Here is a 26,202-nt window from a genome sequence, read left to right on the forward strand (position 1 = left end):
CTTTTTTTATTAAATTATTAAATGATTTATGTTCATTATTATACTTGTAATTTACCCCTCTATTCACAACTTTATAAATATTCCACCCAACTTGGGGATTAGTATCACAATAATTTGATTAACGTTCTAAAAGATTAGGTTGGTAGCCTTATTTTTAGAATGGAATTAATAAAATAGTGAATTACAAAATTTAGTCTGGATAATTGAATCAAATAATTAGTCTAGAATAACTGGAATTTATTAATTAGTCCGGAATATGTAGTTTATAATTAGTCTTGGATATTGGAATTTTACAAATATTGGAATTTTAGATAATTACAGTTTAGGAATATTAAAATTTACTATTAGTTTGGAATAGGATTTTACGTTATTTTTATGAAAACTTATAGAAAATAGTATTTATAAAATTTAATGAAATATTATCAGTTATATTGGTTAATCATTGATTTTAATCATTTGATTAAATAAACAATTAAAATTTAAATAAAAAAAAGAAATGGTTTGGAAGTAAAAAAAATAATGTGGATGGGGGAAGAATTGACGCACGCAACATGTTTTTAGTGACTATTTGCCACGGGTTTTGGTACTGGATTTGTCAATTTCTTTATCTGACTTTATACTCTGACTTAATGGTTCCTTTTTCTTGTTCAGATTTTCTCCATCACTCAAAACTTCTTTTAAAAATTCTCCAGTGTAAGATCCACTGGCAGCAATTTCTTCTGGTGTTCCCTGGGCAACCACCATTCCCCCACCATCTCCACCTTCTGGTCCCAGGTCGATGATATGGTCTGCGGTTTTTATAACATCCAGATTGTGCTCAATGACTATTACTGTGTTTCCACCATCGCGCAGCCTTCCCAGTACTTCCAGTAACTTCCGGATATCGGCAAAGTGCAGTCCAGTGGTGGGCTCATCCAGTATGTACAGGGTACGGCCGGTGCTTTGACGGCTCAATTCCTTGGCCAGTTTCACTCTCTGGGCTTCTCCTCCTGATAGGGTGGTGGCTGGTTGTCCCAGTTTAATGTAACTTAAACCCACATCATCCAGGGTCTGCAGTTTCTTCTTGATACGGGGAATATTCTCAAAGAACTCCAGTGCTTCCTCAACAGTCATGTCCAGAACTTCTGAGATATTTTTACCCTTGTAACGAACTTCCAGGGTTTCCTTATTGTACCTTTTACCTTTACAAACCTCACATGGAACATAAACATCTGCTAAAAAGTGCATTTCTATTTTTATGATACCATCACCGGTACAGGCCTCACATCTTCCACCTTTAACATTGAAACTGAACCTTCCTGGTTTGTAACCCCTTTTCTTGGCGGTGGGTGTCTGGGCGAATATCTCCCGGATGTAAGTGAAAACCCCAGTATAGGTGGCAGGGTTTGAACGCGGAGTACGGCCAATAGGGGACTGGTCAATTATAATTACCTTGTTCACATGTTCTATGCCAGTTATGGAATCATGTTTACCTGGATTCATGTGTTTATGGTTAAGTGTTCCGTAAAGTCCCTTGTATAATACATCGTTAATCAGGGTACTTTTACCGGATCCTGAAACCCCTGTAATACATGTAAACACGCCCATGGGGAATTCCACGTTGATATTCTGCAGGTTATGTTCCCTGGCACCCTTAACAGTTAAATAGTTGCCATTGGGCGGAGTCCGTTTAGGTGGTAGGGGTATGGTTTCCAACCTGGAGAGATACTGGCCGGTTATGGAGTCCGGGTTTTCCATTATTTCCTGGGGAGTTCCAGTGGCGGTGATCCAGCCACCGTGTTCACCTGCTCCGGGACCAATATCCACCACGTAATCTGCGTGTAGTATGGTGTCTTCATCGTGTTCCACTACAATGAGGGTGTTTCCAATATCCCTAAGTTTTTTAAGGGTTTCAATGAGCCGGTGGTTGTCCCGCTGGTGCAAGCCAATGCTGGGCTCATCCAGAATGTACAGCACACCCACCAGTCCCGAACCTATTTGTGTGGCCAGGCGTATTCGTTGTGCTTCTCCACCGGATAAACTACCTGAAGATCTGGCCAGGGTGATGTAATCAAGTCCCACGTCTTTTAAAAACTTTAATCGTTCTTTTATTTCCTTCAAGACTTCATGTCCAATGAACTGTTCCCTTTCAGATAACTCAAGGGATTCAAAGAAATCGTATGAATTTTTAATGGGCATCTCAACTACATGGGTTATGGATTTGCCCCCCACAGTCACACTACGGCTTTCAGGCCGCAGGCGGGTCCCGTTACAGGCAGGACATTTACGATCACTCATAAAGTGGCCCATGTAACTGCGCATGTAATTGGACTTGGTTTCCATGAAGATACGTTCCATCCGTTTTACCACTCCCTCAAAGTAGCGGTGAACACGGTGGAGGCGGTTTTTTCTCTGGAACTCGAATTCGATCTTATCTGGTGAACCGTATAGGATGATATCCTGGTATTTCTGGGGTAAGTCCTGGAATGGTGTGTCCATGCTGAAACCGTAATGATCAGCCACTGCCTTTAACATCTGCCCGTAGTAGTTGTCACGGTGTTTGGATTTACTCCAGGGCAAGATAGCTCCCTCATTTAAGGATAGTGCAGGGTCTGGTACCACCAGATCGGCATCGATTTCCAGTTTACTTCCCAGTCCATTACATTCTGGACAGGCTCCGTGGGGGTTGTTGAAGGAGAACATTCTGGGACTGATCTCCTCAAAGTTAATTCCACAGTCAGTGCAGGCAAAGTGTTCGCTGTATATTTTCTCAGTGGCATCTTCACCAGTACCGTAAACTGTAATTAGAAGACCCTCACCTAGTTCCAGGGCAGTTTCCACAGAATCTGCCAGTCTACTTTCAAAATCACGATCGTAGCGGATAACTAGCCGATCTACCACTACTTCTATGCTGTGTTTGAAGTTTTTCTCCAGCTGGAAATCCTCATCCAGGTTGTGAACTTCTCCATCAACTCGTACCCTCACAAATCCCTTGCGGCGTAGGTCTTCAAAGACTTTCTGGTGTTCTCCCTTCCGGTCTCTTACCAGGGGTGAGAGTATCTGTATCTTGGTGCCTTCCTCTTTTTGCAGGATATGGTCCACGATCTGGCCCGCAGTTTGCTGGCTGATGGGTTGGCCACACTGGTGACAATGGGGAGTCCCGATACGTGCAAATAAAAGTCTAAGGTAATCATATATTTCGGTAACAGTTCCTACTGTGGAACGGGGGTTCATACGGGTGGTTTTCTGGTCAATGGATATGGCAGGGGATAATCCTTCGATATAATCCACTTCTGGCTTCTTCATCTGCCCCAAAAACTGCCGGGCATAGGCAGAAAGGGATTCAACGTAACGTCTCTGTCCTTCGGCATAGATGGTGTCAAATGCCAGGGAAGACTTTCCAGAACCACTCAATCCGGTGATTACCACGAACTTGTCTCTGGGAATCTCCAGGTCAATGTTTTTGAGATTGTGCTCCCTGGCTCCTTTAATTAAAATAATTTCTTTCTTATTATTCATCAGTCTGAAACTCCTTCAAGAATCAATATTTTATCCCGGATACTGGCGGCCTCTTCAAAGTCAAGGCGAGTAGCTGCCTTTTTCATTTCCTCTTTCAAGTCCTTAATTAATAGACGCAGCTCATCTTTGGGCATTTTTTCCACATCGTCACGCATAATAACGTCTTTAACTTGTGTTTTCTCTTTCAAAGTCCTTTCTGTGCTTCTGGGGGTTATGTTATGATCTTTATTGTACTTTAACTGCAATTCTCGCCGATGGTTGGTTATATCAACTGCATTACGAACCGAATCAGTAATTTTATCTGCGTAAATAATCACCTGACCTTCCACGTTACGTGCAGCCCGTCCAATGGTCTGGATAAGTGCTGGCTGGGAGCGGAGGAATCCTTCCTTATCTGCATCCAGAATACCTACCAGGCCCACTTCGGGTAAGTCCAAACCTTCCCTGAGCAGGTTTACTCCCACCAGGCAGTGGAATTCTCCTCTGCGCAGGTCATCGATGATGTCAATCCTTTCCAGGGTGCTGATCTCCGAGTGTAGATAGCGTACCTTAACACCAGCCCGGGCATAGTAATCTGTAAGGTCTTCGGCCATGCGTTTAGTTAGGGTAGTCACCAGGACCCTCTGATCTTTTTCAGTTTTTTCCCGGATCTGGCCCAGCAGGTGATCAACCTGTCCCTGGACCGGTTGAAGCATTATTTCCGGATCCACCAGGCCAGTGGGTCGGATAATTTGCTCCACCACTTGTTCTGATAGGTTTAACTCGTACTGAGCAGGGGTGGCTGATACATATATCACCTGGTTCTGGAGACTCTGGAACTCTTCGAAGTTCAGGGGTCTGTTTTCACGGGCAGATGGCAGTCGAAACCCATAATCAACCAGAACATCCTTACGTGCCCGGTCACCAGCGTACATCCCCCTGATCTGTGGCACAGTCACGTGGGATTCATCGATGATGGTTAAATAGTCATCTGGGAAGTAACGCAATAAACTGTAGGGGGTTTCTCCCCATTTTCGCCCGGAAATATGCATACTGTAGTTTTCAATTCCCTGACAGTACCCCATTTCTTTTAACATTTCCAGATCGAATCTGGTGCGTTGTTCTAAGCGTTGAGCTTCCACCAGTTTATTTTCTGCCTCTAAAACGCGGAGTCTGTCTTCCAGTTCATCTTCAATTTTTTTCAGGGCATTGTTCATTTTTTCGGGTGAGGTTACAAAGTGTTTTGCTGGAAAAACTACTATTTTGTCCATCTGGCGATTTACACTGCCTCTTACATGGTCAATGAAGGACAGGCCATCCACTTCATCACCGAAAAGTTCCACTCTGATTGCTGTTTTTCCCTGTGCTGGGAAGATCTCCACCACATCTCCCCTTACTCTGAATTTGCCCCGGCTGAAATCAATATCATTCCGTTCGTACTGCATTTCAACCAGTTTAGAGATTATTTCTTCCCTTTCTATCTTCTGACCCATTTCAAGCTGGAGTACCAGGTTTCCGTAATCCTCTGGTGCACCAATACCATAGATACAGGATACACTGGAGACCACGATTACATCATCCCGACTAAGAAGAGATTGGGTGGTACTGTGCCTCATCATATCAATTTCTTCATTGATTGATGACTCTTTATCAATGTAAGTATCGCTTTGGGGCACATAGGCCTCGGGCTGGTAGTAATCATAGTAACTGACGAAGTATTCAACTGCGTTGTTGGGGAACAGTTCTTTGAACTCTTCGTAGAGTTGAGCAGCCAGTGTTTTATTGTGTGATATTACCAGGGTAGGTTTTTGAACTTCTTTGATTACATTGGCCATGGTGAAAGTCTTACCAGAACCAGTAACTCCTAGAAGGGTCTGATGATTCATTTCCCTGTTTATTCCATCAGATAAAGATTTAATAGCCTTTGGCTGATCGCCTAATGCCTTATAATTTGATACAAGTTCAAATTTTCTCATTTATCAATCCTCTCATGTGAAAAACAAAATATTAATTAATCTTAAATCTAAAAATAGATTATATTATTTGCCATACATTATTATACTATCTTTTCCCAACAATGTTATATATAAGTCACTGATCAGCGAACTGTTCGTAAATCGTAATTGTATTATATGAATATTTTTTAGTTACCACATTGTTTACTGAATCAAATTTTTTTAATATAAGGTAAGATTATTAAAGAGGATTTGTTTTGTCAGCCACAATTAGCAACCCCAATGATTTACCTGAAAAACCCGGTGTATATCTCCTGAAAGATGTTAATGATGAGATTTTGTACGTGGGAAAGGCAAAATCTCTTAAAAAAAGGGTTAAAAGTTACTTTAAAGAAGAACTGGAAGATCCCAAAACCCGGGTTTTAATGAGCCACTTCCACCACATGGATTACCTGGTGACCGATACAGAAAAAGAAGCTCTTATTCTAGAATCTAACCTGATTAAGAAACATTTACCCCGTTACAACATACGCCTCAAGGATGATAAACGTTATCCCTATTTACAGATAACCTCAGAGGACTATCCCCGTTTACTAATCACCCGTAATATCCGTGAGGATGGTTCCCATTACTACGGGCCATTTACCGATGTCACATCAGTCCGGAGTCTTTTAAAACTCCTGAAACCAGTATTCCAGCTCAGGGATTGTAAACGTATGGATGGTCCCTGCCTGAACTATCAGATTGATCTGTGCCCTGCACCCTGCAACGGGCAGGTCACCCGGGAAGACTACCATGAAAACGTGGAAAAGGTTAAACTATTCCTGGAGGGCCGGCAAAAAGAGGTTATGGACCTCCTACAGGAAGAAATGGAACAGGCAGCAGGTACTCATAACTATGAAAAAGCAGGGGTTATACGGGATCAGTTATTCTCTTTAGGGGAGGTTATGGAGAAACAGAAGATGGAATTCAACCGTAGCCTGGACCAGGATGTTATAGCATCATCTAATGATGGGGAAGTTGTGGTAGTGGTTGTTTTCAGGGTGATGAATGGTAAAATCATGGGAAAAGAGGACTTCCTAATGGAAGGAGCTCAGGAAAACACATCCCAAGAAATTTTAGCAGCATTTATCAAACAGTACTATTCTGGCCCCCGCCAGGTACCTTCAGAAATTCTTCTACCAGTTATGATTAAGGACAAGGAACTTATTGAAAAATGGCTGTCTGACAAAATCCTTGCCGATGATATTGGAGATTTAGATAACTCTCTTAAACATGGAGAATTAGACAACTCCCATAAATCGGGAAGTTTAGGTAACTCTCTTAGTCCTAGAGATTTAGACAACTCCCATAACTCTGGAAGTTTAGATAACTCTCATAGTCCTGATCCTGAAATTAATGTTATTAATGTGGAATATAGGAATGGTGAAAAGGGGATCGAAAGGGATACTTCTATGATTGGTAATGACATTCCAAATAAGGCTATTAATGATTTTGCAGTATCATTAAGGGTGCCTGATGAAGGATTAGAGCAACGTCTGGTTCAAATGGTAACCAAAAATGCTAGTATAATTTTAAACCACCATAAACAGGCCAGGGGGGCATTGCTTGATCTGAAAACCTACCTTAAAATACCCAGAATTCCTCGGCGCATAGAAGCCTTTGACATATCCAATCTTTCCGGGCAAATGGCTGTTGCCTCAATGGTAGTTTTTGAAGATGGTAAACCATCAAAAAATAATTACAGAAAATATAAACTGGAAACACCAGGGCCTGATGATTATGGTATGATGAGAGAGGTACTAACAAGACGATACGAAAAAATGGTAAGTAAAGATGAAAAACCACCAGATCTGGTGGTGGTTGATGGTGGGCGGGGTCAGTTAAATGTTGCCATTGATGTTTTAGATTCACTGGGTGTAAAAACGGGAATCATAGGTTTGGCCAAAGAGTTTGAACAGGTTTTCATACCTGAAGTTGCCATTCCACTCATATTACCCCCTAACTCTCCAGCGTTACACATTTTGCAGCGAGTTCGTGATGAAGCCCATCGTTTTGCAGTAAAATACCATAAAAATCTCAGAGACAAAAATCTTAAGAGTTCTCCCCTGGATGAAATTCCAGGTATAGGCCCCAAACGTAAAATGAACCTGTTACGGCATTTTGGAGATAATAACTCAATAAAAAATGCCAGCATTAGTGAAATAGCTGAAGTTAAAGGTATAAATAATAATTTGGCCAGGGAAATACATGCACATCTTCATAATGCCCGGGATTGAACATTTAAAATGTGATTAACTAGTAAACCTATAATAAATCTTATAAGGTTCAAATCAAAAGATAATGATAGATAATGATACAATGTATTTATCTGTGAATGGGGAATGGCATGTCTGAAGTTAAAATCTTGATTGTTGAAGATGAGAGTATTGTGGCCATGGATATCAAACACCGGGCTGAAGGTCTGGGGTATGAAGTTACCGCCATAACACCCTCTGGAGAGGAAGCATTGGAACATGTGGCCAGTAATCGGCCTGATCTGGTGCTGATGGATATTGTTCTCAAGGGTGAAATGGATGGTATTGAGGCAGCACAGAAGGTAAGGGATAATTACGACATTCCAGTAGTATATCTAACTGCTTATTCTGATGAAAGAACCTTGAAAAGAGCCAAAATCACAGAACCATTTGGTTACATAATCAAACCTTTTGAAGACCGGGAACTTCACAGTGCAGTAGAAGTAGCCCTCTACAAACACCAAATGGAAAGTAAACTCAAAGAGAGTGAAAAATGGTTATCCACTACCCTGGAAAGTATTGGAGATGCAGTTATAGCCACTGATAAAAATGGCAAACTTAAATTCATGAACCCGGTGGCTAGTCAATTGACTGGATGGAGTCATGCTGAAGCCATTGGACAACCATTAAATGATATTTTTAAGATCATTCATGAAGAAACTGGTAAACCAGTTGATGATCCAGTGGTGAAGGTGGTTGAAAATGATGCCATAATTGATCTACCACCACAAGTACTTTTGATCAATAAAAAAGGCGAACAGATACCTATTGATGACAGCAGTGCTCCAATCAAGGATGAAAATGGTGGCATAATTGGTGTGGCCCTGGTCTTCCGTGATGTAACCCAGCGTCGAAAGGAAGCAAAGGAAAGAGAAGAATTATTGAAGGATAAAGCCAGGGGAGAACTTTCCAGTTTCATGGTCAGTGCCCTGCCTGTATTTGCATCTAATATCCCACCGCAGATCAGGAATAACATTGCCCGTAGTTTTGCGGATCGATTTGAGAAAAACATGAAGCCCCTCTTTGTGGCGGAAATGGAAACATGTCTTAACAGAGGCGATGATTCTCAAACCAATCAAAAAATCTTGTTCCAGTGTTACTTGTCCTGGATCAGTGAATTCATGTCTAATATGGGTATTGTAACGGATACTGACATTGAAAAGAGAAAAAGTTATCTGAATTTTGCCAACTGTCCCTGGACCAATGAAGAAAGTGTTAGTCCAATCTTCTGCTTAATTTGCAGGGCCATTGTTATACGTAGCTTCACCTGGACATCTCTCCATGGACATGTGGAACAGAGCCAGTGCCTGCTTGATGATGATAATAAATGCTCCTTTGAATTTATAATTTCATGGGATAGTAGTATTTAACTTGAAAAAATCATATTATATTATTATTGGGGGTTTAATCTTTGGAACGAATCAAAACAGGAATAAACGGAATAGACCAGTTTACAGGTGGACTTCCCCGTGGGAAAACAATACTCATAACTGGAGATGCTGGTTCTGGTAAAACCATATTTGGTTTACAGTTTGCCCTTACCAGCTGCCAGCAGAATAATAAAACGGTTTACATCACTACAGAAGAAGATTCTAAGGATCTTTTTACCCAGGGAGAAACCTTTGGATGGGATATTCAATCAGCTACTGACAGTGGTCTTTTACGTTTCATTGAATTAGCCGGTATCAGGGCCAGGGTGACCGAGGCTGAGATCAGCATTGATGTCGGTGCAATGAAAGGTAATTTCTCTAAATTCTTAAAAGACCTTCCTGAAGACACCCAAACAGTAATAATTGACAATATTGGTAGTTACACCGCAAAGCTCACCCCCTACGAATTCAGGGATCGTTTCGACCTTCTGGTATACGAATTGAAAGAGCGTAACATAACTGCACTTATCATCCTGGATAGTGCAACCTCGAGAGAATTCAACGAAATTGCCCTTTTCTCTGTTTATGGTGCCATAAAACTCATGAAACGAGAAAATCCTTACACTGGTCGCCGAGAGCGTGTTATGGATGTGGTTAAGATGAGGAGCACCAAAACACCCACTCAGTTTATGACTTATGAGATCAATGCTAATGGTATTGACATTGTATCTGGAGTGGAAATTAAAGAATAAAAATAGGGTTTTGGAATCTCAATTGGAGTTAATGATATTCCGTTCCTAATATGTGATTTCAAGAAAGAAATTTCCTATAAACTACGAATAAATTTTTCATAAAAATTATAAGAAAAGTTCACGATTTATTTTTTCAGAAACAGTTAAAAAATTGAAATAGGAAACCAGAGTTACCTGCAGCCGTAAGTACAGGTAATCTGTAATTCTATTATACTACTTTTGTGCAACATAGGTTGTTGGTATGTTTGGCTTGCTGGTGGACGTGGTGTTGTTTGAGTTGTTTTGAACTTGATTGTTGATTACTTGTGTGTTTTCTGGGCTTTTTTGTGCCTTATCTGTTTCTGGTGAGTTTATTATTTTGTTCAAAGCCACTGCTCCAATTATTAATAGAATAACAATCATCAACACTATTACTTTGTTCATTATTAATGCCCCTTGGAATATTATATAATACTCGTTGATTAATCTTCATTTTATTAATATTCATTTTTTTTATTTTCAATATTTTATATTAATTGTTCTTCAAATCTTTCAATTATTAATTATAAAGAAAATTATCTTCTGTTTTTCTATTGATTAGGAGAAATTGTAGTGGCAGAATTTACAGCAAATTTAATAGAAGGATAATTTACACCCGGAAAATTTACAGCAGAAGAATTTAAAGTATCATATTTAAGTAAATCCGTTTTAAACTAAAAAAAATAAAAGGAAGGTTAAACAGTACTTAAAGTCTATTAAGCACTGCTAATATTAGTTTAACTGCATTTTCCACGTCATTAATATTTACCACACTAACCGGGGTGTGGATGTATCTGGATGGTGGGGATATTACTCCAGTGGGAATACCTTCTCTGGTTAGGTGGATAGCAGTAGCGTCGGTGGTTCCGCCTTCACTAACTTCTAACTGGTATGGTATTTCTTCTTCCTCTGCTACCTGGATCAGTAACTCTTTAACCTGTGGATGGGTGATGATCCCCCTTCCACTGGCATCGGTGAGTATGATGCATGGTCCTTTACCTGCCTTGGCAGGGGCATCTTCTTCTTTCATGCCTGGGTGGTCACCGGATATGGTTACATCCAGGGCCAGGGCCATGTCAGGGTTTATACGATATGCTGCTGTACGGGCACCTTTAAGACCCACTTCTTCCTGAACAGTTCCCACTCCATAAATAGTGGCATCGCTGCGGGCTCTTTTCATGACTTCCACCATGATTGCACAGCCCACCCGGTTATCCATGGCATTTCCCATTACCAGATCATTTTTAAGTTCTGCAAATTTCTGTTTAATGGTGATTGGATCTCCTACATTCACCATTTCCTCGGCATCTTCCTTATCTGAAGCACCAATATCAATGAACATGTTCTCATACTGCACTGGTTTCTTCTTCTCAGCTGCTTTCATCCGGTGAGGAGGTTTACTTCCTACCACACCCAGTATTTGCTCACCATTACTGTGGATGTACACTTCCTGGTTAAGGAGCATCTGGTCATTTATTCCTCCCAGTTTGGAGAACTTGATGAATCCTTCCTTATCAATGTACCTTACCATAAGGCCTATTTCGTCCATGTGGGCGGCTAACATGACCTTCTTTCCGTCGGGTTTCCCATTCTTGGTTGCGATAAGGTTACCCATATTATCCACGTCTAAGTCATCCACATGCCCTTTCAATTCTTCCAGCATGAGGTTGCGAACTTCATCTTCAAATCCAGATACACCAGATGCATTAGATAGTTTTTCAAGTAACTGTTTCATGGTATTAACCTCTCAATTTTAAAATAAAATGTGAACAATTATATAATTAATCTAGAAATACAATAATCTAGGTTATATGTGCTGAAAATATATTTGATGTGGTTAAAATGATTTAACCAGAATTAAAATTCCTATTAAGACCAGAACGATTGGTCCTGCCTGTTCCTGAAGGAAGGTCAGTGGTATAACTCCTAAATTCACCCCGTACCATACCAAACCAATTAGGATAAAGCATATACTAATATAGATGCCCCATTTATTAATATTTCTCTTTTTTTTGGGTTTGGCAGATTCAGGTTTGCTAATTTTTATATCTTCATTTATATCTTTATCCATTTGCAATCCTCTGTATCTTTTTTTTAATGTTTGGTGCTGTTTTTCAAATAATGAATTTTTATTTCCGGTTCAAATTTTATTTAGAGTTCATTTCACGCTAACTTGATGTTATAATTGTGTCTGGTCGTGTTCAGAGTTAAGTTTTGAATTATGTTGGACACACTCTTCTTTTGAGGGGAATATCCCTGTGCAGTAAGGGAATTATATACACCAGTTAAAGTAGTGTTTTGAATTGGATCATTTTTATAATTGAGATTAATGAGAACAGTGATGTTTTGTGTTCCGCTCATCTGAATGGATTCAACTTGAACTGGTAACATCCCAGGGGTTGTAATTACTGCTGTGGTTGTGGCATTGGTAGCTCCTAACCGGGTTGCAGTTGCAATGCTGTTTTGTTCACTTTGATCACTAACATAATACGCGACCACAAGTACAACCAGCAGGATGAAAGCTAAAATAAGGATCAGCTCCACTGATATTTGCCCTTTTCCGTCCATTATAACCCATTCCTCTTATATTAATGATCCTTTACTCTTTTACCATAATTTTCAATTTCTTTTTATACTTTAATTGTTTCTTAACATTATTTAATTATGTCTAATTCTATCAGCATTAATTTGTCTATCTCATTTATCGTAGTAATTTATAATGATAAAGTACTATTCTGCATAATTATATACTTAAATAGACCATAAAACTTAATAATTATAGAATTATATAAAATAAACTATCTATATTATATATTAACAGGAGATTGATATTCTGAGGTCATTAAAAAGTGATTCGAGGGGGTTTGCATTGTCCCTTGACTTATTACTTGCTCTTATTCCAATTACTATAATGTTGGGATTAGTGGCAGCCAACATGGGCAATATTATGTATGATACTCAGGATACCATTTATAGAAGTTCGCTGGAACGTGTTTCAGCAGATACTGTTAATACTCTTTTGAAAACATCTGGAGATCCTTATAACTGGGAGAGCAATCCTTCACAAACAAATGTTGTGGGAGTTGCTCAGTATGATCCAGTCAGTAAAAACCCAATAGAATATACGTTATCTACTAAAAAGATGGCCATGTTAAAAAGTACTATTGGGCAAACTAAGACACAGAGCATGCTTGGTGATCAGTATGGGTTTTTAATCACCCTTAGTCCAGTAAATTCGACTGGAACTATTGTCTGGAACCTTACTAGTGCAGGAACTCCTAAAGAAAATGCTAAAGACGTTGTCAAAATAGAAAGAGATGTTCTTTATAATCCTTTTGATAGTGATGTATTAACTTCAATTAAGAATGCAGGTCATGGTACTGGAAAACCCAAAGATTATAGTTCTAACCCATTTTCCACTAATCAATATGATCTGGAAGTCTATGATTATTACATCCTTATTTTCAATAGAGGAGTAACATCCACATCAGTTTATATCAATCAATATGAAGTTATGAGTGAAAATGAATTTAAAGGTCATGATAAATATTCAAATTGGACAAAGATTATACCAGAAAGTTATTTAAAAAATGGAACAAACCTAGAAAATAATATTTTATATTTAAAGAAGGTTGCCAGTGGCCCTACTACGGATATGGATGCTTATGTGATTAGGGTTCCCCAAGGAACTTCACCCAGTGAAGTAACGGCTGCTAATGCACTACCCAAAAGTTACAGATTCCAGTTTTATGCATGGACTAAGTGATTGAAATGGATGAAAAAGGTTTTATATTCACTGCTGATGCTGCTCTGGCTTTGGTGGTAGTTATAGTATTTACGGTAACTGTGGCCAGTTACATTATGCTCCCCATGTACATGGGGCAGGAACACCAGCATCTGGAAGCGTTGGCCGACAGTGCATTACAGGTTATGGAACAGGATGGGACTCTAGATTCTGCTTCTGTTGCTGCTATTAGTAACTCTTCTAATGCCACTGAGGAATCTCAGTTTATCTTAAGTCAATCCATAGATAATTTGATACCTAACGGAGTTGGATACCGGTTAACTATCAATCCTGGAACGCCCATATCTGTGGAAAGGAATTCAAGTAGTACTGGATATTTATACAATAAAGATACTGTGACCAGAGTAAGGGTTATTTCTGGGCCTCAAGAAGGATGGTGGGGGCGTGCATGGTTTAAATCGGAGCCAGTTGAATTCACAAATCAACAGGTTAATCTTACTACCACTTCCTGGATATTCCACAACTGGCTTACCAACTTTTCTCCGTGGAGTGGAAGTGGTAATTTGAGGAACTATGCTTATTGGGGTAGTGGAAGTAGTGCTCAGGCCATTACTTTCACCATACCTGACGGGGCCACTATATATGGGGCTAAATACTTGCAAGGTTCTTCAAGTGATAACCGATATAGCTGGCCTACAGCGAACCCTGCTTTTGGGACTAACACCGTAATAAATAGCAAGCCTGCACTTGTTGCTAATTCAAACCAATTCACATTTCTTAATAAGAGGGTGAGCTCCACTGAACTTATGTATAACTATCAGGGAAACATATCTAAGACTCTCCTGAATCCTGGTATAAATAATTTCTATGTTAATTTCGTCACGAATTCTAACTATGATTATAATATGCCCTGGTTTTCTATACTGTCAAGTTATTCCACCAATATCACTGTCCCAATTAACGTGAGCACAAATAAACTTCCATTCCAGAACGCTGCTGGTCTGGCTGTAGACAGATTAACTGACCTGGGGGCGGGTGATGGTTATGGTCGTATATACAATCTGGATACTGGTCAGGTGACTAACCTTAATTATTTAAGAGAAATCAGCTGGACTAATATGTATAACAAGGATCATTCCTATTCTGACGGTATTCCATTTGTCATAACTGGTGTGAATGGTGAGGATGGATCTGCAGTCTCTGTTGTTAAAGATGTTAGTATCCCTGCTGATGAAAACATATTAGATGCTTATGTTGTTGTAAACAGCTGGGGGGCAGTAGATAATACTCTGGTTGAGGTGTGGGATGATCAATCTAAGAACTGGAGAACAGTATTCTGTTCATTTGACATAGGTGGAGCGGATTACAGTGACATATCTGATGGTTACGGTAATCTTCCAGGAACTATTTATATCGGGGATGAATTAAGGCAGGGAGCAAACAACAAGGTGAGAATAACGACATGGGATAATGTACCCTCCTCTGATTATGACCTGGTTGGTCTGCAGGATTCTTACATCATGCTTTCCACCAGTGAATACAAAATAAAATGGGATACTTATCCATTTGACAGCCATCAAGCCAGTAATAATAATTTAGTGCAGACTAAGTCGTTTACACTTACTGAAGACAGCCAGAAGGCTATGCTCTTTTTGGGCTTGGGACTTAACACTCGAAATGTCCGGATAGACTATGGTAATAATCAAATACTATACCAGGGCTCATCAGTACCATTTTCCCTGGATCTGGCTGCACTGGATGCTCAGAATAATTTCCATAAGATCACCACATCAAACTCCACTGCAACAAATTATACTCTTGTACCTGGAAACTATCCTTTGAGAATTACAGTTACTGGGCCTACCAAAGCATGGGAATCTGGTGACTATCAATCACTGAGTACTGGTACTGCTTCCATATTTTCAGGTACCAGGATTGCAGTAATCAATCCTCAGATTCAGAATGAATGGTCAACTGGTATGGGAAACACTGCAGAAGAAGCCATGGAAAATGCTACAGCTAATCTATTAAAAAAATATCCCAAAGCTCAAAATATACATACTTCTGCATTGTATGCAGGTAACGCTCCCAATGCAGTCACTGTCAGGTTAGAATTATGGAATCAATAGGAACATGGTATCATGGATGAAAAAGGTTACACAATCACTCCGCTGGCATTTTTACTCCTCATACCAATAGTAATCTTTGCAGTGGCATTTGGGGATATTGTGAATGAAATTAACCAGTTTTCTACCGTAACAATTGGTAGTGATGTTACAGGTGGTACTGTTTCGTCTATCATTTCCGTCATACAAAATGGTGCTGGTGATTCCGGACGATATGCAGCCTATAATGCTAGCCGTAAAGTAATTGACGACCAACATTTTATGAGTGATAGCAAACTTTACACCAGGCAGGTTGTAACTCAACAACTTAACGCCCATGTCATTGATGCCTGCAGTAAACTATCCCGGGAAACTGGTAGGCAGATTTACATTAACAATGTACTGATACCCACTAACTTAACCAATACTACTTTCAATGACACGTTCTCTCAAGATAATATCACTGTTACTCAGGTTGATCCTTATGGTAATGGCGATCCATTTGGTTTTTACGTAGTGGTTAAAGCAGGTGTACCCATAAAAGTTGTACAAGAAGGTCAAGTTTATGAGGGAACTTTACCTGAAATAAGAGGTTATGCTCCAATTATTGGTGTTGAAGATCCTTACATATGGATAAAAACCAGTTTCAGGAGCAGGGATGTTATATATGAATATCCTCAGTATGAAGAAAATTATTTAGGAGATGTAGATTACCACTTTGATGATAATGTTACAGGTGCAGAAATCCAGAACCTGTGGAATTGTTTAAACGGAACCGATAATCCTCAAAATCAATCACTTCTTCCACAGTACTTCCCTGATCCTTCCGGGCTCAACTTCTTTGAAAGGCTACAGGGAGGACAGATCAGCGGTGAGAACAATGAAACCCGTATGAGTACTTTTATTATAGGTAACCCACTAAGCGATGTATACAGGGGTAAAACAATCTCTGCTTTAGATCACGAGTATGCTACAGGGGTGACTGGTACTGGTATAACCATAAATGGAACTGTACCCTTCAATGATCCCGCGGGTAAACCTTTTTATCTTTCCCAAACTTACAAAACTTATTTCCCATTAGCGAGTAATTATAACACATAATCAGTAATTATAACACGTAATCTTTATTATTTCAGGTGAAAAAGTTGGATCTTGATAAAAAAGGACAGGCAAGTGTAGAGTTATTATTTATAACTCTCATTTTCCTGGTTATTATGGCAAGTGTGCTTTCACTGGTTGGAAGTGAATTTAACCAGTTAAATGCTGCAGATATGGGTAAAGCCAGAGCTCTGGGTGAAAAAGTGGTTGGGGCTATCAATGCAGTCTATGTTAATGGAGATGGTTATACAGCTAATTTAACAATTCCGGCAGGCATAACCACTACTGCATCAGTTATCCGTGTGAATAATTCCACTGATTCTGTTGATGTCATCTATAATAATAAAACTGTTAGTGTCAAGATGATACCACAACAGGTTAATAACTTCAATATCACTACCAGTACTACAACCGATAGAATAATAACCATTAAAAATGTAAAGGGTGTTATAAAATTCCAAGGGTATTAATATGGATCTAGGAGAAGGTTGGGAAAAAAAGGCGCTGATTGTAGTTGCTGTGGTGGTTTTTATGCTGGTAGCGTATGCTTATAATCCTTTTCAGTCCAAATCAAATGTAACTACTGATAATCAGTCTTATACTCCTCCTGTCACATCCACACCAGTCAGCCAAGCACCGGTTGTTTCTAACAATTCAACTAATTCATCAAATAACAATGCAAGTAACACTTTCCTGATATCAGCAACTCAGGCTAAGAATATAGCTATTAATGCTAATCCGGGATATAAAGCTTCGGACCCAATGCAGGGAACTATTGTGGTCAACCAGACTACCATAGTGGTGTGGATGGTTCCAATCTCCAAAATTACCCAACCATCAAAAACTGTATATGTGGATGTTAACACAGGAAAAATAGTGAACACTACTTGATACTGTAATTATCTAGTGAACACTATTTGATAGTGTATTATTTACATGATAATCCATTTCAATGACTTTAACTTTCCTTACCTGTACTACTGACCAACCAGAGATGAAACCATGGAAACAATATTTGTAATCATTATGATCATACTCTTTTTCCTCTTAATGGCCTTTGTATTTTCCACTGCACTTCTCACACCATTAATTGGTAAAAAGAATTTCTTATTCGTTATTGGCTTAGGATTTGTGGTGGGTTTAATTGGCGGTGCATTCTTTATAGCACCGGTCTATGATGATCTTCCGGATATGGCCAGGGGCATATACATGTCCACCACTGACCAGCAAGAAACCATCACCTTAAACATTTCCACAGACAGTGATGTTAATAAAGCCATTGCGGATGTTAAGAATATTCCTGGAGTCCAGAGTGTTGAAAGTGGAGAAATAACGGTAAAAACAACAGGAATAAGCAGTGCTTGGAAGAGTAATCTGGAGTCACGCATACCCTCGGCCAACACCAATATCACATCAGCAACTGTTGTCTCCAGTGATACCCTGATGGTACAGATCAAACCAGGAAGTGACCCCACAGAAGTTATCAAGAAACTTAAAAGCTGGTTGCTCCTGATTAGTGGTATAAATATCAAATACAGTATAGTGCAGGTTAAAGTAGTGGTGGATGCATCTCAGGTAGATTCAGTTGTTAAACAACTCCCCCAGGGGGAAGTTGTGGTAACTGAGATCAATGGGCCTGTGGAAAAAGAAATCCAAACCCTGAAAAGCACCATCCCTGCAAAGAACAATGTGATACTGTTCTGCGGATTCCTGGGTGTACTGGTTGGATTAGCTGGAATGTTCATTGACACCATAATAAGCGGTTTTAAAGGTCTTAAAAACAGGCTACGTAAAAAAAAGGTTAATTAATCACATGAGGATGGTAACCACTGATATTTCCCTCCTTGATTTTTATTTTATTAATTTAATTAGTTCAGGCAGTGATCTTAGTAGTTTAGTCAAATATTAAACGTTTAAAAAGACAATTAAAGACAATTATTTAATGATGAGTAATTGGTTTAAAGCAATTGATATTTAATGGATTAAATATTTAATGGATTAACAAATATTTAATGGCATTTCATTGCTATATTTAGGGCATTAAATGATTATTGACGGAGTTAATGATTATGAAAGCAGCAGTACTTTTTTCAGGCGGTAAAGACAGTACCATGGCGGTTTACAAAGCCATGGAAGATGGTTGGAATGTGGAATATCTACTTTCCATGCATTCTGAGAATCCTTACTCTTACATGTTCCATGTTCCTAACATCCACCTGGCGGTTTTACTATCTCAAGCCATGGGAATACCACTTATTCAGGCTAAAACTCCAGGCATGAAGGAAGAAGAATTAGATGATCTTAGAAATGCCCTTAAAGACCTTAAAAATAGGGGTGTTGAGGCAGTATTTACCGGGGCAATACATTCCCAGTACCAGAAATCACGTATTGATGGGCTCTGCCAGGAGTTAGGCTTGGAATCTATAGCACCATTATGGCACCGAGAGCCTCTGGATTATATGCAAGAGGTTGTTGAGTTGGGATTTGAAGTAATCATCACCAGTGTATCTGCTGAAGGTCTGGATGAATCATGGCTGGGTAGAACTGTTGATGAAGAGTTACTGGAAGAGTTGAAGGTACTCCATGATAAATATGGTTTACACATGGCATTTGAAGGTGGGGAAGCAGAAACCCTGGTACTTAACGGCCCCATTTTCACTAAAAGACTCCATATTCTGGACTCAGAAAAGATATGGGATGTTGATAGCGGCCATCTGGTGATTAAGGATGCAGAATTAACGGAAAAAGATTGATTTTCCCTCACTAGATTTGTGAAAATCACATTATCAATAAAAAAATCTTATTTTATCCATTTAAGACTCTTTTTTTATCCATAAATAATCATTGTCTTCATCAAAAAATTATTTATTCATTAAAACGCATTGTATTCTATTTAAAATTTATTTGTCCATTTAAATCATTTTTTTGTTTAAATTTGTTTATTCATTTAAAATCATCGTATCTGTTTAAAATTTATTGTTTAAGGACCACATAGCCAGTTGGCAAATTTTTCCACATTTTCTGTGCTGATTTTAACTTCTATCTCTCCAAGGGGTGAAAGATCAGCAGCATCCACCAGGTTGATCCTACCTGCAAAGGCTGCTTGCTTATTCAACTTTAAATTAATGGTTTTGGATTCTTCGTCCCATCCCTTGAGGATCATTTTTCTGGCAGCATCATTGATCTGTCCTTTATCCAGGAATTCTCTAAATGGGAAAAGACAGGATGTATTGCCAGTGACTGTAACCATTTCTTCGGCTATTACAATATCATCATAGTCAAAGATATTTGATAGGGCTTTTATTACTTTATCCAGATCTTCAGTGGGTTTAACTGTGGCTTTAGCAACTATTTTGCAATTCATTTTTCAGGATCCCCCGCACTGTGTTTTTCAGTTTACCTTTAGCACTCTCATTAACCACCATAAAATCAGCACTGGCAATTACTTCTCCAATACCAAATTTAAGTTCTCTCTGGTCTCTTTTTTGGGCTTCTTTAGCCTCAGCAGAATCATCGGATCGCATCCTCTTTTTAAGCCGTATATAACGTGTTTTTGGTGCAGAATGTATGGCTATAACCTTAAAATTTGGGAAATTTTTTTTGAATATTTGCACTTCCCAGGGGCTGCGAATTCCTTCAATAAGGAATACTGGCGATTTATCTTTCTGGGGTTTATTTGAATGTCCCACTCCACTGGTTGAAAAATTTTTAATATACTCCACGCATCGCTCTGCTACTATAAATTCCCCGTACTCCTGGCGCAGTTCCACTGCCACTTTTCCTGGGGCTTCGTTTCTCTTTTGAGCTTCATTACGGATAACATCCCCCATCCTCACCACTTTCATTCCCAGACTATCCGCAACCCTGGAAACCACGCTTTTACCAGATCCTGGCATTCCTGTAACTCCAATTACATTCATGAGTCTTCATCTCTTTTAAAATATTCTGATATCAGTTCAAGTGAACTAGACACATTCTCATCATTATCAAATTCCATAACTATCTCTTCCAGCTCCTGCCTGGAGCATTCTCTAAGCCTTTTAACTTCGTTAATAATAAGTGGTATGGTCCGGACTAGATTGTCCACGATGGTTATGGATGATTTTTTAGCCGTCCGCGATAATGGGTTCAGATCAATAGTTATAACCTTTTTACCCAATGCCACCAGTGCTTCGGCACGGTCACCATCCTCTAATGGAACTAGAACCACATCTGCAATGTACACACCCTCTGGATGCGCCCGTGATCTGGGTCCCTCCAACCCCTTAAGGGGCAGGAAATCATCACCCTCTTTACCTAGAACCTCATTTGCACCTGCATTTTTCAACACCCTCTCAACTTGAACCACACGTGGGGGTGTGCGATAAAATAGATTGATCTCCACCTTTGCAGGTAGCAAACTGGCCAGTTCCACCATATCTTCTGCCGCTAAAACTGCAGTGTTTCCATTAACTGATAAAACTGGGTTTTCAGCAAGTAAAAGAGTGGCACTAGCAGCTCTAATAGCTTTAATTGCAGGGGGATTTGTTTTTTCGCCAAAAATATAATCAAATGCCTCACCCCTACCATGGGCGATAAGGGCACTATCAGCCAGGATTCCTTCTCGGTAAGCCTGGGCCATTTTATCCCTTAAAAGAAGGGAACGATAACGAGGATGGCTGGGTGAAATATCATGCATATTAAGTACATCCATTAATTCTTTTTTATTTATTCCTTTTTTATTCATTCAATTTTTTTTGAAGGTAATGTGAATATTATAGCTTTAATGAGTTTTTGGATAAGGTTTAGTTTCTTTGATGGATTCAATTCGAGTAAATAATTTTTTTCAAATCGGGTATGGTGAATAAAATTTTTAAATAAAATTTGCATATGATTTGATGTTGATTTAAGGTTTTTATTAAAAATCAAAAAAATGGACTAAATCTTGTTAACAGTTTCCATCACACTTACTGGTTTATTACCACTGTTACTGAGAATCTTCTGTTCTGTCTTTAATTTTACTGTATCACCATCTACTGCACCGTAACCGTTTTCAACCACATATATGTCTGGTTTGACATTGGAACGAATATCATATTCTACCTTTACATATGCCATCCTTTCACCGGTTTCAATCACAACTCCATAAGTGAAGTCTCGATGGTAACGTATCCTGAAAATTAGATAGACAAGTGCCACTGCCACAATTGCAAATATGAATATGGTCAGTGACGGGAAAAAACTGAAGGAAAATGCCATGACCAGATTGCTATTGGTACCGGCCAGTACCAGGATAATACCCACCACCAGGTACATCAAGAAAAAATCCCGATAAGCAGGGAATTCCGGACCATACATGACTTTAACCCGGTTAAATAAGATATAAATGATGTAACCTGCTATTAAAATCCCAAGGATTCCATAAAGAATCAAAGAAAAGAAATTAAAAAGGTATAAAACAGATATAATAAGGAATCCTGCTGATAACAATTGAAGACGAAAGATAGTATCTTCCTTCTCCTTGGATGTGAAGGGAGTGGATATAAGAATAACATCAGATTTTTCGCTGGTTTTTCCAGTATTATGGGCATTTGAGTATGTTGTTTGTTTTGAAGAGGGGGTTTCATTAGAGTTGATCTTTGAGGTTTTTTCATCAATTCCCAAGTTTTCCTTAACTTTTGAAACGTTTTCTTTAATGTTTTCAGTGTCTATCTTTTCTTTCACGCGGTCCCTGTTGATGTTACTGAGTTTTTGGGGAATTTTCGGTATTGCGAGTATCACTGCCCCCAGAAGTGAGAAAAATCGTAATATTATGTCTCCTAATTTATTGAACATTATATTATTACCTCAAAATTTAAGTTTACCTCAAAAATTTAAGTTGTGAAAACTACAGTTATAGGGGAGTTAGTTCCATTGGTGGGCCAGGTTATCTGTGTTTCATGCCATCCCTTACTAGGAGTGGGATTCGTAAAGCTAACAGTGTAATCTACACTGGCACTTATGGTTTTATTCTGGGAAGAAAGGCCCAGTTTTTGATTAATGGTCTTAGTGTTATTATCATAAGTTAAATTCATAGTTTGGGGCATATAAATACTAAGCGTCCGTTTAGCACCCGGTCCATTAGCATAAACTAAATTAGCAGCATTTGCAATGCTTTGCACTGCATTTTTCGTGTCAGATGAGGTGGAAACATCCATAGTAGCATTGACAGATGAAGCTACTAATGGTATGGTAACTGCAGCCATTATAACTAAAATCACTACCAGAAGGAGTAAGTACTCTGCAGAAACCTGTCCTTTGTTTTCCATTTTAACCACTCTGATTATTATTATAATCTAATTCACATAGATTATATAATCTATTGACATAGGATTCATATAAATATTAGTGCATTTTTAACTTAACAATATATAATGTCTCTTGTTTCAAATCCTGAGGATTATTGCTACTTGATCTTCAAGGGTTTCCATCAGTGACGCCATTAGATCATTGGTGTAATATGTTAATAAGGGCTCATAATGTGTTAATAGAGGGCCCAGATAAGTATTTTCTGTAATATATAAGCCAGATCCCCAATGAAAAGTGATATGATAAGCCCAATTAAAATTGAAGGTGCAAAGGGAACTCCTTTTTTTACCCGGAATGCATTGGTAATTTTACCATTCTGGTGTAGTTGTTTTAAAAGCTGGATGTCTTCTGTGGTTAATCCTGCTGCCAGAGTTCCAATCAAACGTTTACCCGGGGCTGCAGTGAGAATATTTGGGTCTCTTGTTTTGAAGGATTCTTTAATCTTATCAGTGAAACTCTTATCATCCACAAATACCTCCTGGTCCTCATTCTGGTACAGGTTATAAGCAGGTATCATTCCTTCCTTAAGTTCATCCAGGGGAGTATCATCCTGCAGTGCTTCTCTGCTCACTGATGTTAACAGCTTTTTCACAAGTTCGATTATGATTATGGAGATGAATAAAATAACAATACTAATAAGGGTAATTTTAAGGTTAAAGAACAGAGCTGCAACAGTAACCATTGATACTACCACTGCTTTAACCTGATTGGGTAATTTGGATATTAACAGAGTTAAGAGATAAATCAAAATTAAGGAAATAATTATAATCTGTGCTCCCAATTGCATTATCTGAAAGTTCAAATGCTGGGTTATGAAAAGAGTTATGTTAACCGCGGATGTGATTACCAGGGTTAGGACAATGTTCTTTTTATATTCTATAAATGGGGCTGTTAATTCACCCATGAGGTGTGGTTTGGTTTTTACTACCACATAAAAAACGTAAATCAGTAGAAATGGGAGTATAGACAGGATACTGTTAATTATCAATGTTAATGGGAAGGGGTAAATTCCTTCAAGGGGGAATTGCACTCCAAATAAGTTATAGGGTATTAAGGCAGGGTAATATGGTGGAAGTGAGTAAAATGGGAGAAGTGCTGCCAAAGCAGTGAAGAGTTTAACATCCCCACCAGCCCATGCTCCCAGCTTCCAGAAGAGGTAGCCTAAGGTAAATATTACTCCAGTAACCACTGCACATACCACAATGTACCAGATTTCACCCAGCATAACTGCATAAATTCCATTAAGTATTAATCCCAGACCAATAAGGGGAAATGTTAATTTATTGGGAATAATACCCCTTTTAAGGTCAGAATAACTGGCATAAATACACGCTACCACCGCTAATATAATGGTTAATAGAGGGATGTCTATGATCATTTAAGTCCTCAGGGTTCTGGTAGGTTTATTTTCCTGATTTTTGCTTATGGTTTTCCAGAGTTGCCCTTAAAAATGATACAAAGATAGGATGGGCTTTGTTGGGTCGGGATTTGAATTCAGGGTGGAACTGGCAACCTAAAAACCAGGGATGATCTTTCAACTCTATCATTTCCACCAGGAAATCATCGGGTGATGTTCCGGAAATAATCAACCCTTTCTCTTTAAGAACGTCCCTGTAATCATTGTTTAATTCAAAACGGTGACGATGTCGTTCACTGACCTCATCCTGACCATAGGCTTCATGGGCCATGGTTCCCTCTTTAACTTTGCAAGGGTAAGAACCCAACCTCATGGTCCCGCCCATATTTTTTATTTTTTTCTGCTCTTCCATGAGGTCAATAACCGGATAAGAGGTTTCCTTATTAAATTCAGTGCTGTGTGCTCCTTCAAAACCCTTCTGGCGGGCGAATTCTATAACCATGCACTGCATTCCCAGACAGATTCCGAAAAGTGGAACCTTATTCTGGAGAGAATATTGCACTGCATCCAGTTTCCCGGATATTCCCCGCTCACCAAAACCGCCGGGTATTAAAAGAGAATCAAGATGGCTTATTTTCTCTTCGTCAATGGTATCTTCAGCCTGTATCCATTCAATGTTGACTTTTATTCCAAGATGAGCTGCAGCGTGTTTTAATGACTCCCTGATGCTCATATAAGCATCTTCCAGTTCCACGTACTTACCAATTATTCCAATACTTACCTGATATGAATCCTGTTTTAGTGATTCAACCACATGTTCCCATTCATTCAGGTCCTGGTCACATGCATCAATTTTTATCCGATTTAAGATGTATTCCCCGACTTTTTCCTGGTTGATGATCAGTGGAACCTCATAAATTGATTCAACATCAGGAGTGCTGATTACTGCTTTAGGTTCTACATCACAAAAATGTGCAATTTTGTTTTTAAGAGCCTGATCAATAGGTAACTCTGAACGGCAGATTATCATATCTGGAATGATACCAGTACTCCTGAGTTCCTTGGTACTGTGCTGGGTAGGTTTGGTCTTAAATTCACCTGCAGCTTTCAGGTAGGGTACGTAGGTTACGTGTACAAACATAACATTGTCATGACCTTCCTCATTTCTAAGTTGTCTAAGGGCTTCTAAAAATGGTTGACTTTCAATATCCCCCACAGTTCCCCCTACTTCTACCAAAACCACTTCAGCCTGGCTTTCACGAGCAATCTTACGCACCATGTCCTTGATCTTGTTGGTGATATGGGGTATGATCTGCACACATGAACCCAGGTAGTCTCCCTTGCGTTCATGATCAATTACTGAAGAGTAAACTTTACCCGTGGTGATGTTGGATTTTCCTGAGAGGTTAACATCCAGAAAACGCTCGTAGTGGCCAAGATCCAGGTCAGTTTCCATACCATCCTCAGTAACGAAGACTTCACCATGCTGGTAGGGGTTTAATGTTCCTGAATCCCAGTTAAGATAAGGGTCAATCTTGATGGCAGTTACATCAACACCATAAGACCTTAAAATTCTACCAATCGAAGCTGCTGTTATTCCCTTTCCAATTGAACTTACCACACCACCAGTAACCACTATATATCTAGACAGACAAACCATCTCCTTAAAAAGATTTTAACACTGTATTAATTGTAAAACAT

At 39.1% G+C, this 26,202-nt stretch carries 23 protein-coding genes; 10 read left to right on the forward strand and 13 right to left on the reverse strand.

The window, feature by feature from the left end; translation table 11 throughout:
* Positions 1-564: 564 nt before the first annotated feature.
* Positions 565-3,498 carry an excinuclease ABC subunit UvrA gene (gene uvrA, locus A994_RS10420; protein ID WP_004031540.1) on the reverse strand — a complete coding sequence of 978 codons (2,934 nt, stop codon included), beginning with the start codon at positions 3,496-3,498 and terminating at the stop codon, positions 565-567.
* On the reverse strand, positions 3,498-5,453 hold the full coding sequence (uvrB, locus tag A994_RS10425; protein ID WP_004031541.1) for an excinuclease ABC subunit UvrB: 1,956 nt from the start codon (positions 5,451-5,453) through the stop codon (positions 3,498-3,500). The genes uvrA and uvrB overlap by 1 nt, the downstream gene beginning before the upstream one ends.
* A gap of 236 nt (positions 5,454-5,689) precedes the next feature.
* On the opposite strand from uvrB, the gene uvrC reads away from it, so the two are divergent.
* The 3 genes from uvrC (at position 5,690) to A994_RS10440 (ending at position 9,851) form a co-directional block, all read left to right on the forward strand.
* Positions 5,690-7,711 carry an excinuclease ABC subunit UvrC gene (uvrC, locus tag A994_RS10430; RefSeq protein WP_004031542.1) on the forward strand — a complete coding sequence of 674 codons (2,022 nt, stop codon included), beginning with the start codon at positions 5,690-5,692 and terminating at the stop codon, positions 7,709-7,711.
* 110 nt (positions 7,712-7,821) lie between these two features.
* Positions 7,822-9,099 (forward strand): methanogen output domain 1-containing protein, encoded by a 1,278-nt coding sequence (locus tag A994_RS10435; RefSeq protein ID WP_004031543.1) that lies wholly within the window; start codon positions 7,822-7,824, stop codon positions 9,097-9,099.
* A 41-nt stretch (positions 9,100-9,140) separates the two neighbouring features.
* Entirely contained in the window at positions 9,141-9,851 is a 711-nt protein-coding gene (locus tag A994_RS10440) for an ATPase domain-containing protein (protein ID WP_004031544.1), read from the forward strand.
* A gap of 213 nt (positions 9,852-10,064) precedes the next feature.
* Here the strand turns inward: A994_RS10440 and A994_RS10445 are convergent, their stop codons facing one another.
* The 4 genes from A994_RS10445 to A994_RS10460 form a co-directional block, all read right to left on the reverse strand.
* Positions 10,065-10,274, reverse strand: a complete 210-nt coding sequence (locus A994_RS10445; RefSeq protein ID WP_004031545.1) for a hypothetical protein — start codon at positions 10,272-10,274, stop codon at positions 10,065-10,067.
* A 301-nt stretch (positions 10,275-10,575) separates the two neighbouring features.
* On the reverse strand, positions 10,576-11,604 hold the full coding sequence (locus tag A994_RS10450) for a M42 family metallopeptidase (RefSeq protein WP_004031546.1): 1,029 nt from the start codon (positions 11,602-11,604) through the stop codon (positions 10,576-10,578).
* Between the two features lie 102 nt (positions 11,605-11,706).
* Positions 11,707-11,940, reverse strand: coding sequence for a hypothetical protein (locus A994_RS10455; RefSeq protein WP_004031547.1), 234 nt, complete (start codon positions 11,938-11,940; stop codon positions 11,707-11,709).
* Between the two features lie 92 nt (positions 11,941-12,032).
* A complete protein-coding gene (locus tag A994_RS10460; protein WP_004031548.1) occupies positions 12,033-12,437 on the reverse strand; it encodes a class III signal peptide-containing protein in 405 nt (134 codons plus the stop codon).
* Between the two features lie 301 nt (positions 12,438-12,738).
* On the opposite strand from A994_RS10460, the gene A994_RS10465 reads away from it, so the two are divergent.
* The 7 genes from A994_RS10465 to A994_RS10495 all read left to right on the forward strand — a co-directional run bounded on the left by A994_RS10465 (position 12,739) and on the right by A994_RS10495 (position 19,570).
* Positions 12,739-13,635, forward strand: a complete 897-nt coding sequence (locus A994_RS10465) for a hypothetical protein (RefSeq protein WP_004031549.1) — start codon at positions 12,739-12,741, stop codon at positions 13,633-13,635.
* Between the two features lie 5 nt (positions 13,636-13,640).
* Complete coding sequence (locus A994_RS10470) at positions 13,641-15,743, forward strand: hypothetical protein (RefSeq protein WP_004031550.1); 2,103 nt, start codon at positions 13,641-13,643, stop codon at positions 15,741-15,743.
* Between the two features lie 12 nt (positions 15,744-15,755).
* On the forward strand, positions 15,756-16,820 hold the full coding sequence (locus tag A994_RS10475; RefSeq protein ID WP_004031551.1) for a hypothetical protein: 1,065 nt from the start codon (positions 15,756-15,758) through the stop codon (positions 16,818-16,820).
* A gap of 35 nt (positions 16,821-16,855) precedes the next feature.
* Positions 16,856-17,287, forward strand: a complete 432-nt coding sequence (locus A994_RS10480) for a hypothetical protein (protein WP_100222301.1) — start codon at positions 16,856-16,858, stop codon at positions 17,285-17,287.
* Position 17,288: 1 nt separating this feature from the next.
* Positions 17,289-17,708 (forward strand): hypothetical protein, encoded by a 420-nt coding sequence (locus A994_RS10485; RefSeq protein ID WP_004031553.1) that lies wholly within the window; start codon positions 17,289-17,291, stop codon positions 17,706-17,708.
* Between the two features lie 111 nt (positions 17,709-17,819).
* On the forward strand, positions 17,820-18,626 hold the full coding sequence (locus tag A994_RS10490) for a hypothetical protein (RefSeq protein WP_004031554.1): 807 nt from the start codon (positions 17,820-17,822) through the stop codon (positions 18,624-18,626).
* Positions 18,627-18,886: 260 nt separating this feature from the next.
* Positions 18,887-19,570: a diphthine--ammonia ligase gene (locus A994_RS10495; protein ID WP_004031555.1), complete on the forward strand. Its 684-nt coding sequence runs from the start codon at positions 18,887-18,889 to the stop codon at positions 19,568-19,570.
* Between the two features lie 227 nt (positions 19,571-19,797).
* Here the strand turns inward: A994_RS10495 and A994_RS10500 are convergent, their stop codons facing one another.
* The 7 genes from A994_RS10500 to pyrG all read right to left on the reverse strand — a co-directional run bounded on the left by A994_RS10500 (position 19,798) and on the right by pyrG (position 26,161).
* Positions 19,798-20,181: an RNA-binding domain-containing protein gene (locus A994_RS10500; RefSeq protein ID WP_004031556.1), complete on the reverse strand. Its 384-nt coding sequence runs from the start codon at positions 20,179-20,181 to the stop codon at positions 19,798-19,800.
* Positions 20,159-20,737, reverse strand: coding sequence for an AAA family ATPase (locus A994_RS10505; protein WP_004031557.1), 579 nt, complete (start codon positions 20,735-20,737; stop codon positions 20,159-20,161). The genes A994_RS10500 and A994_RS10505 overlap by 23 nt, the downstream gene beginning before the upstream one ends.
* Positions 20,734-21,495, reverse strand: a complete 762-nt coding sequence (locus A994_RS10510) for a phosphopantothenate/pantothenate synthetase (RefSeq protein ID WP_048204221.1) — start codon at positions 21,493-21,495, stop codon at positions 20,734-20,736. The genes A994_RS10505 and A994_RS10510 overlap by 4 nt, the downstream gene beginning before the upstream one ends.
* 239 nt (positions 21,496-21,734) lie before the next feature.
* Complete coding sequence (locus tag A994_RS10515) at positions 21,735-22,631, reverse strand: DUF2101 family protein (RefSeq protein ID WP_004031559.1); 897 nt, start codon at positions 22,629-22,631, stop codon at positions 21,735-21,737.
* Between the two features lie 38 nt (positions 22,632-22,669).
* Positions 22,670-23,104 carry a class III signal peptide-containing protein gene (locus A994_RS10520; RefSeq protein ID WP_004031560.1) on the reverse strand — a complete coding sequence of 145 codons (435 nt, stop codon included), beginning with the start codon at positions 23,102-23,104 and terminating at the stop codon, positions 22,670-22,672.
* Between the two features lie 215 nt (positions 23,105-23,319).
* A complete protein-coding gene (locus A994_RS10525; RefSeq protein ID WP_004031561.1) occupies positions 23,320-24,522 on the reverse strand; it encodes an A24 family peptidase C-terminal domain-containing protein in 1,203 nt (400 codons plus the stop codon).
* Positions 24,523-24,547: 25 nt separating this feature from the next.
* A complete protein-coding gene (pyrG, locus tag A994_RS10530) occupies positions 24,548-26,161 on the reverse strand; it encodes a glutamine hydrolyzing CTP synthase (RefSeq protein ID WP_048204222.1) in 1,614 nt (537 codons plus the stop codon).
* Positions 26,162-26,202 lie beyond the last annotated feature (41 nt).

Origin of the sequence: Methanobacterium formicicum DSM 3637, from assembly GCF_000302455.1 — an archaeon.
GTDB classification, from domain to species: Archaea; Methanobacteriota; Methanobacteria; order Methanobacteriales; family Methanobacteriaceae; genus Methanobacterium; species Methanobacterium formicicum_A.

What these genes read in the sequence shown, in the direction of transcription:
- uvrA (WP_004031540.1), bottom strand. Translation starts at nt 3,498, where the DNA reads ATGAATAATAAGAAAGAAATTATTTTAATTAAAGGAGCCAGGGAGCAC.
- uvrB (WP_004031541.1), bottom strand. Translation starts at nt 5,453, where the DNA reads ATGAGAAAATTTGAACTTGTATCAAATTATAAGGCATTAGGCGATCAG.
- A994_RS10435 (WP_004031543.1), top strand. Translation starts at nt 7,822, where the DNA reads ATGTCTGAAGTTAAAATCTTGATTGTTGAAGATGAGAGTATTGTGGCC.
- A994_RS10445 (WP_004031545.1), bottom strand. Translation starts at nt 10,274, where the DNA reads ATGAACAAAGTAATAGTGTTGATGATTGTTATTCTATTAATAATTGGA.
- A994_RS10450 (WP_004031546.1), bottom strand. Translation starts at nt 11,604, where the DNA reads ATGAAACAGTTACTTGAAAAACTATCTAATGCATCTGGTGTATCTGGA.
- A994_RS10455 (WP_004031547.1), bottom strand. Translation starts at nt 11,940, where the DNA reads ATGGATAAAGATATAAATGAAGATATAAAAATTAGCAAACCTGAATCT.
- A994_RS10460 (WP_004031548.1), bottom strand. Translation starts at nt 12,437, where the DNA reads ATGGACGGAAAAGGGCAAATATCAGTGGAGCTGATCCTTATTTTAGCT.
- A994_RS10470 (WP_004031550.1), top strand. Translation starts at nt 13,641, where the DNA reads ATGGATGAAAAAGGTTTTATATTCACTGCTGATGCTGCTCTGGCTTTG.
- A994_RS10475 (WP_004031551.1), top strand. Translation starts at nt 15,756, where the DNA reads ATGGATGAAAAAGGTTACACAATCACTCCGCTGGCATTTTTACTCCTC.
- A994_RS10485 (WP_004031553.1), top strand. Translation starts at nt 17,289, where the DNA reads ATGGATCTAGGAGAAGGTTGGGAAAAAAAGGCGCTGATTGTAGTTGCT.
- A994_RS10490 (WP_004031554.1), top strand. Translation starts at nt 17,820, where the DNA reads ATGGAAACAATATTTGTAATCATTATGATCATACTCTTTTTCCTCTTA.
- A994_RS10495 (WP_004031555.1), top strand. Translation starts at nt 18,887, where the DNA reads ATGAAAGCAGCAGTACTTTTTTCAGGCGGTAAAGACAGTACCATGGCG.
- A994_RS10500 (WP_004031556.1), bottom strand. Translation starts at nt 20,181, where the DNA reads ATGAATTGCAAAATAGTTGCTAAAGCCACAGTTAAACCCACTGAAGAT.
- A994_RS10505 (WP_004031557.1), bottom strand. Translation starts at nt 20,737, where the DNA reads ATGAATGTAATTGGAGTTACAGGAATGCCAGGATCTGGTAAAAGCGTG.
- A994_RS10510 (WP_048204221.1), bottom strand. Translation starts at nt 21,495, where the DNA reads ATGCATGATATTTCACCCAGCCATCCTCGTTATCGTTCCCTTCTTTTA.
- A994_RS10515 (WP_004031559.1), bottom strand. Translation starts at nt 22,631, where the DNA reads ATGTTCAATAAATTAGGAGACATAATATTACGATTTTTCTCACTTCTG.
- A994_RS10520 (WP_004031560.1), bottom strand. Translation starts at nt 23,104, where the DNA reads ATGGAAAACAAAGGACAGGTTTCTGCAGAGTACTTACTCCTTCTGGTA.
- A994_RS10525 (WP_004031561.1), bottom strand. Translation starts at nt 24,522, where the DNA reads ATGATCATAGACATCCCTCTATTAACCATTATATTAGCGGTGGTAGCG.
- pyrG (WP_048204222.1), bottom strand. Translation starts at nt 26,161, where the DNA reads ATGGTTTGTCTGTCTAGATATATAGTGGTTACTGGTGGTGTGGTAAGT.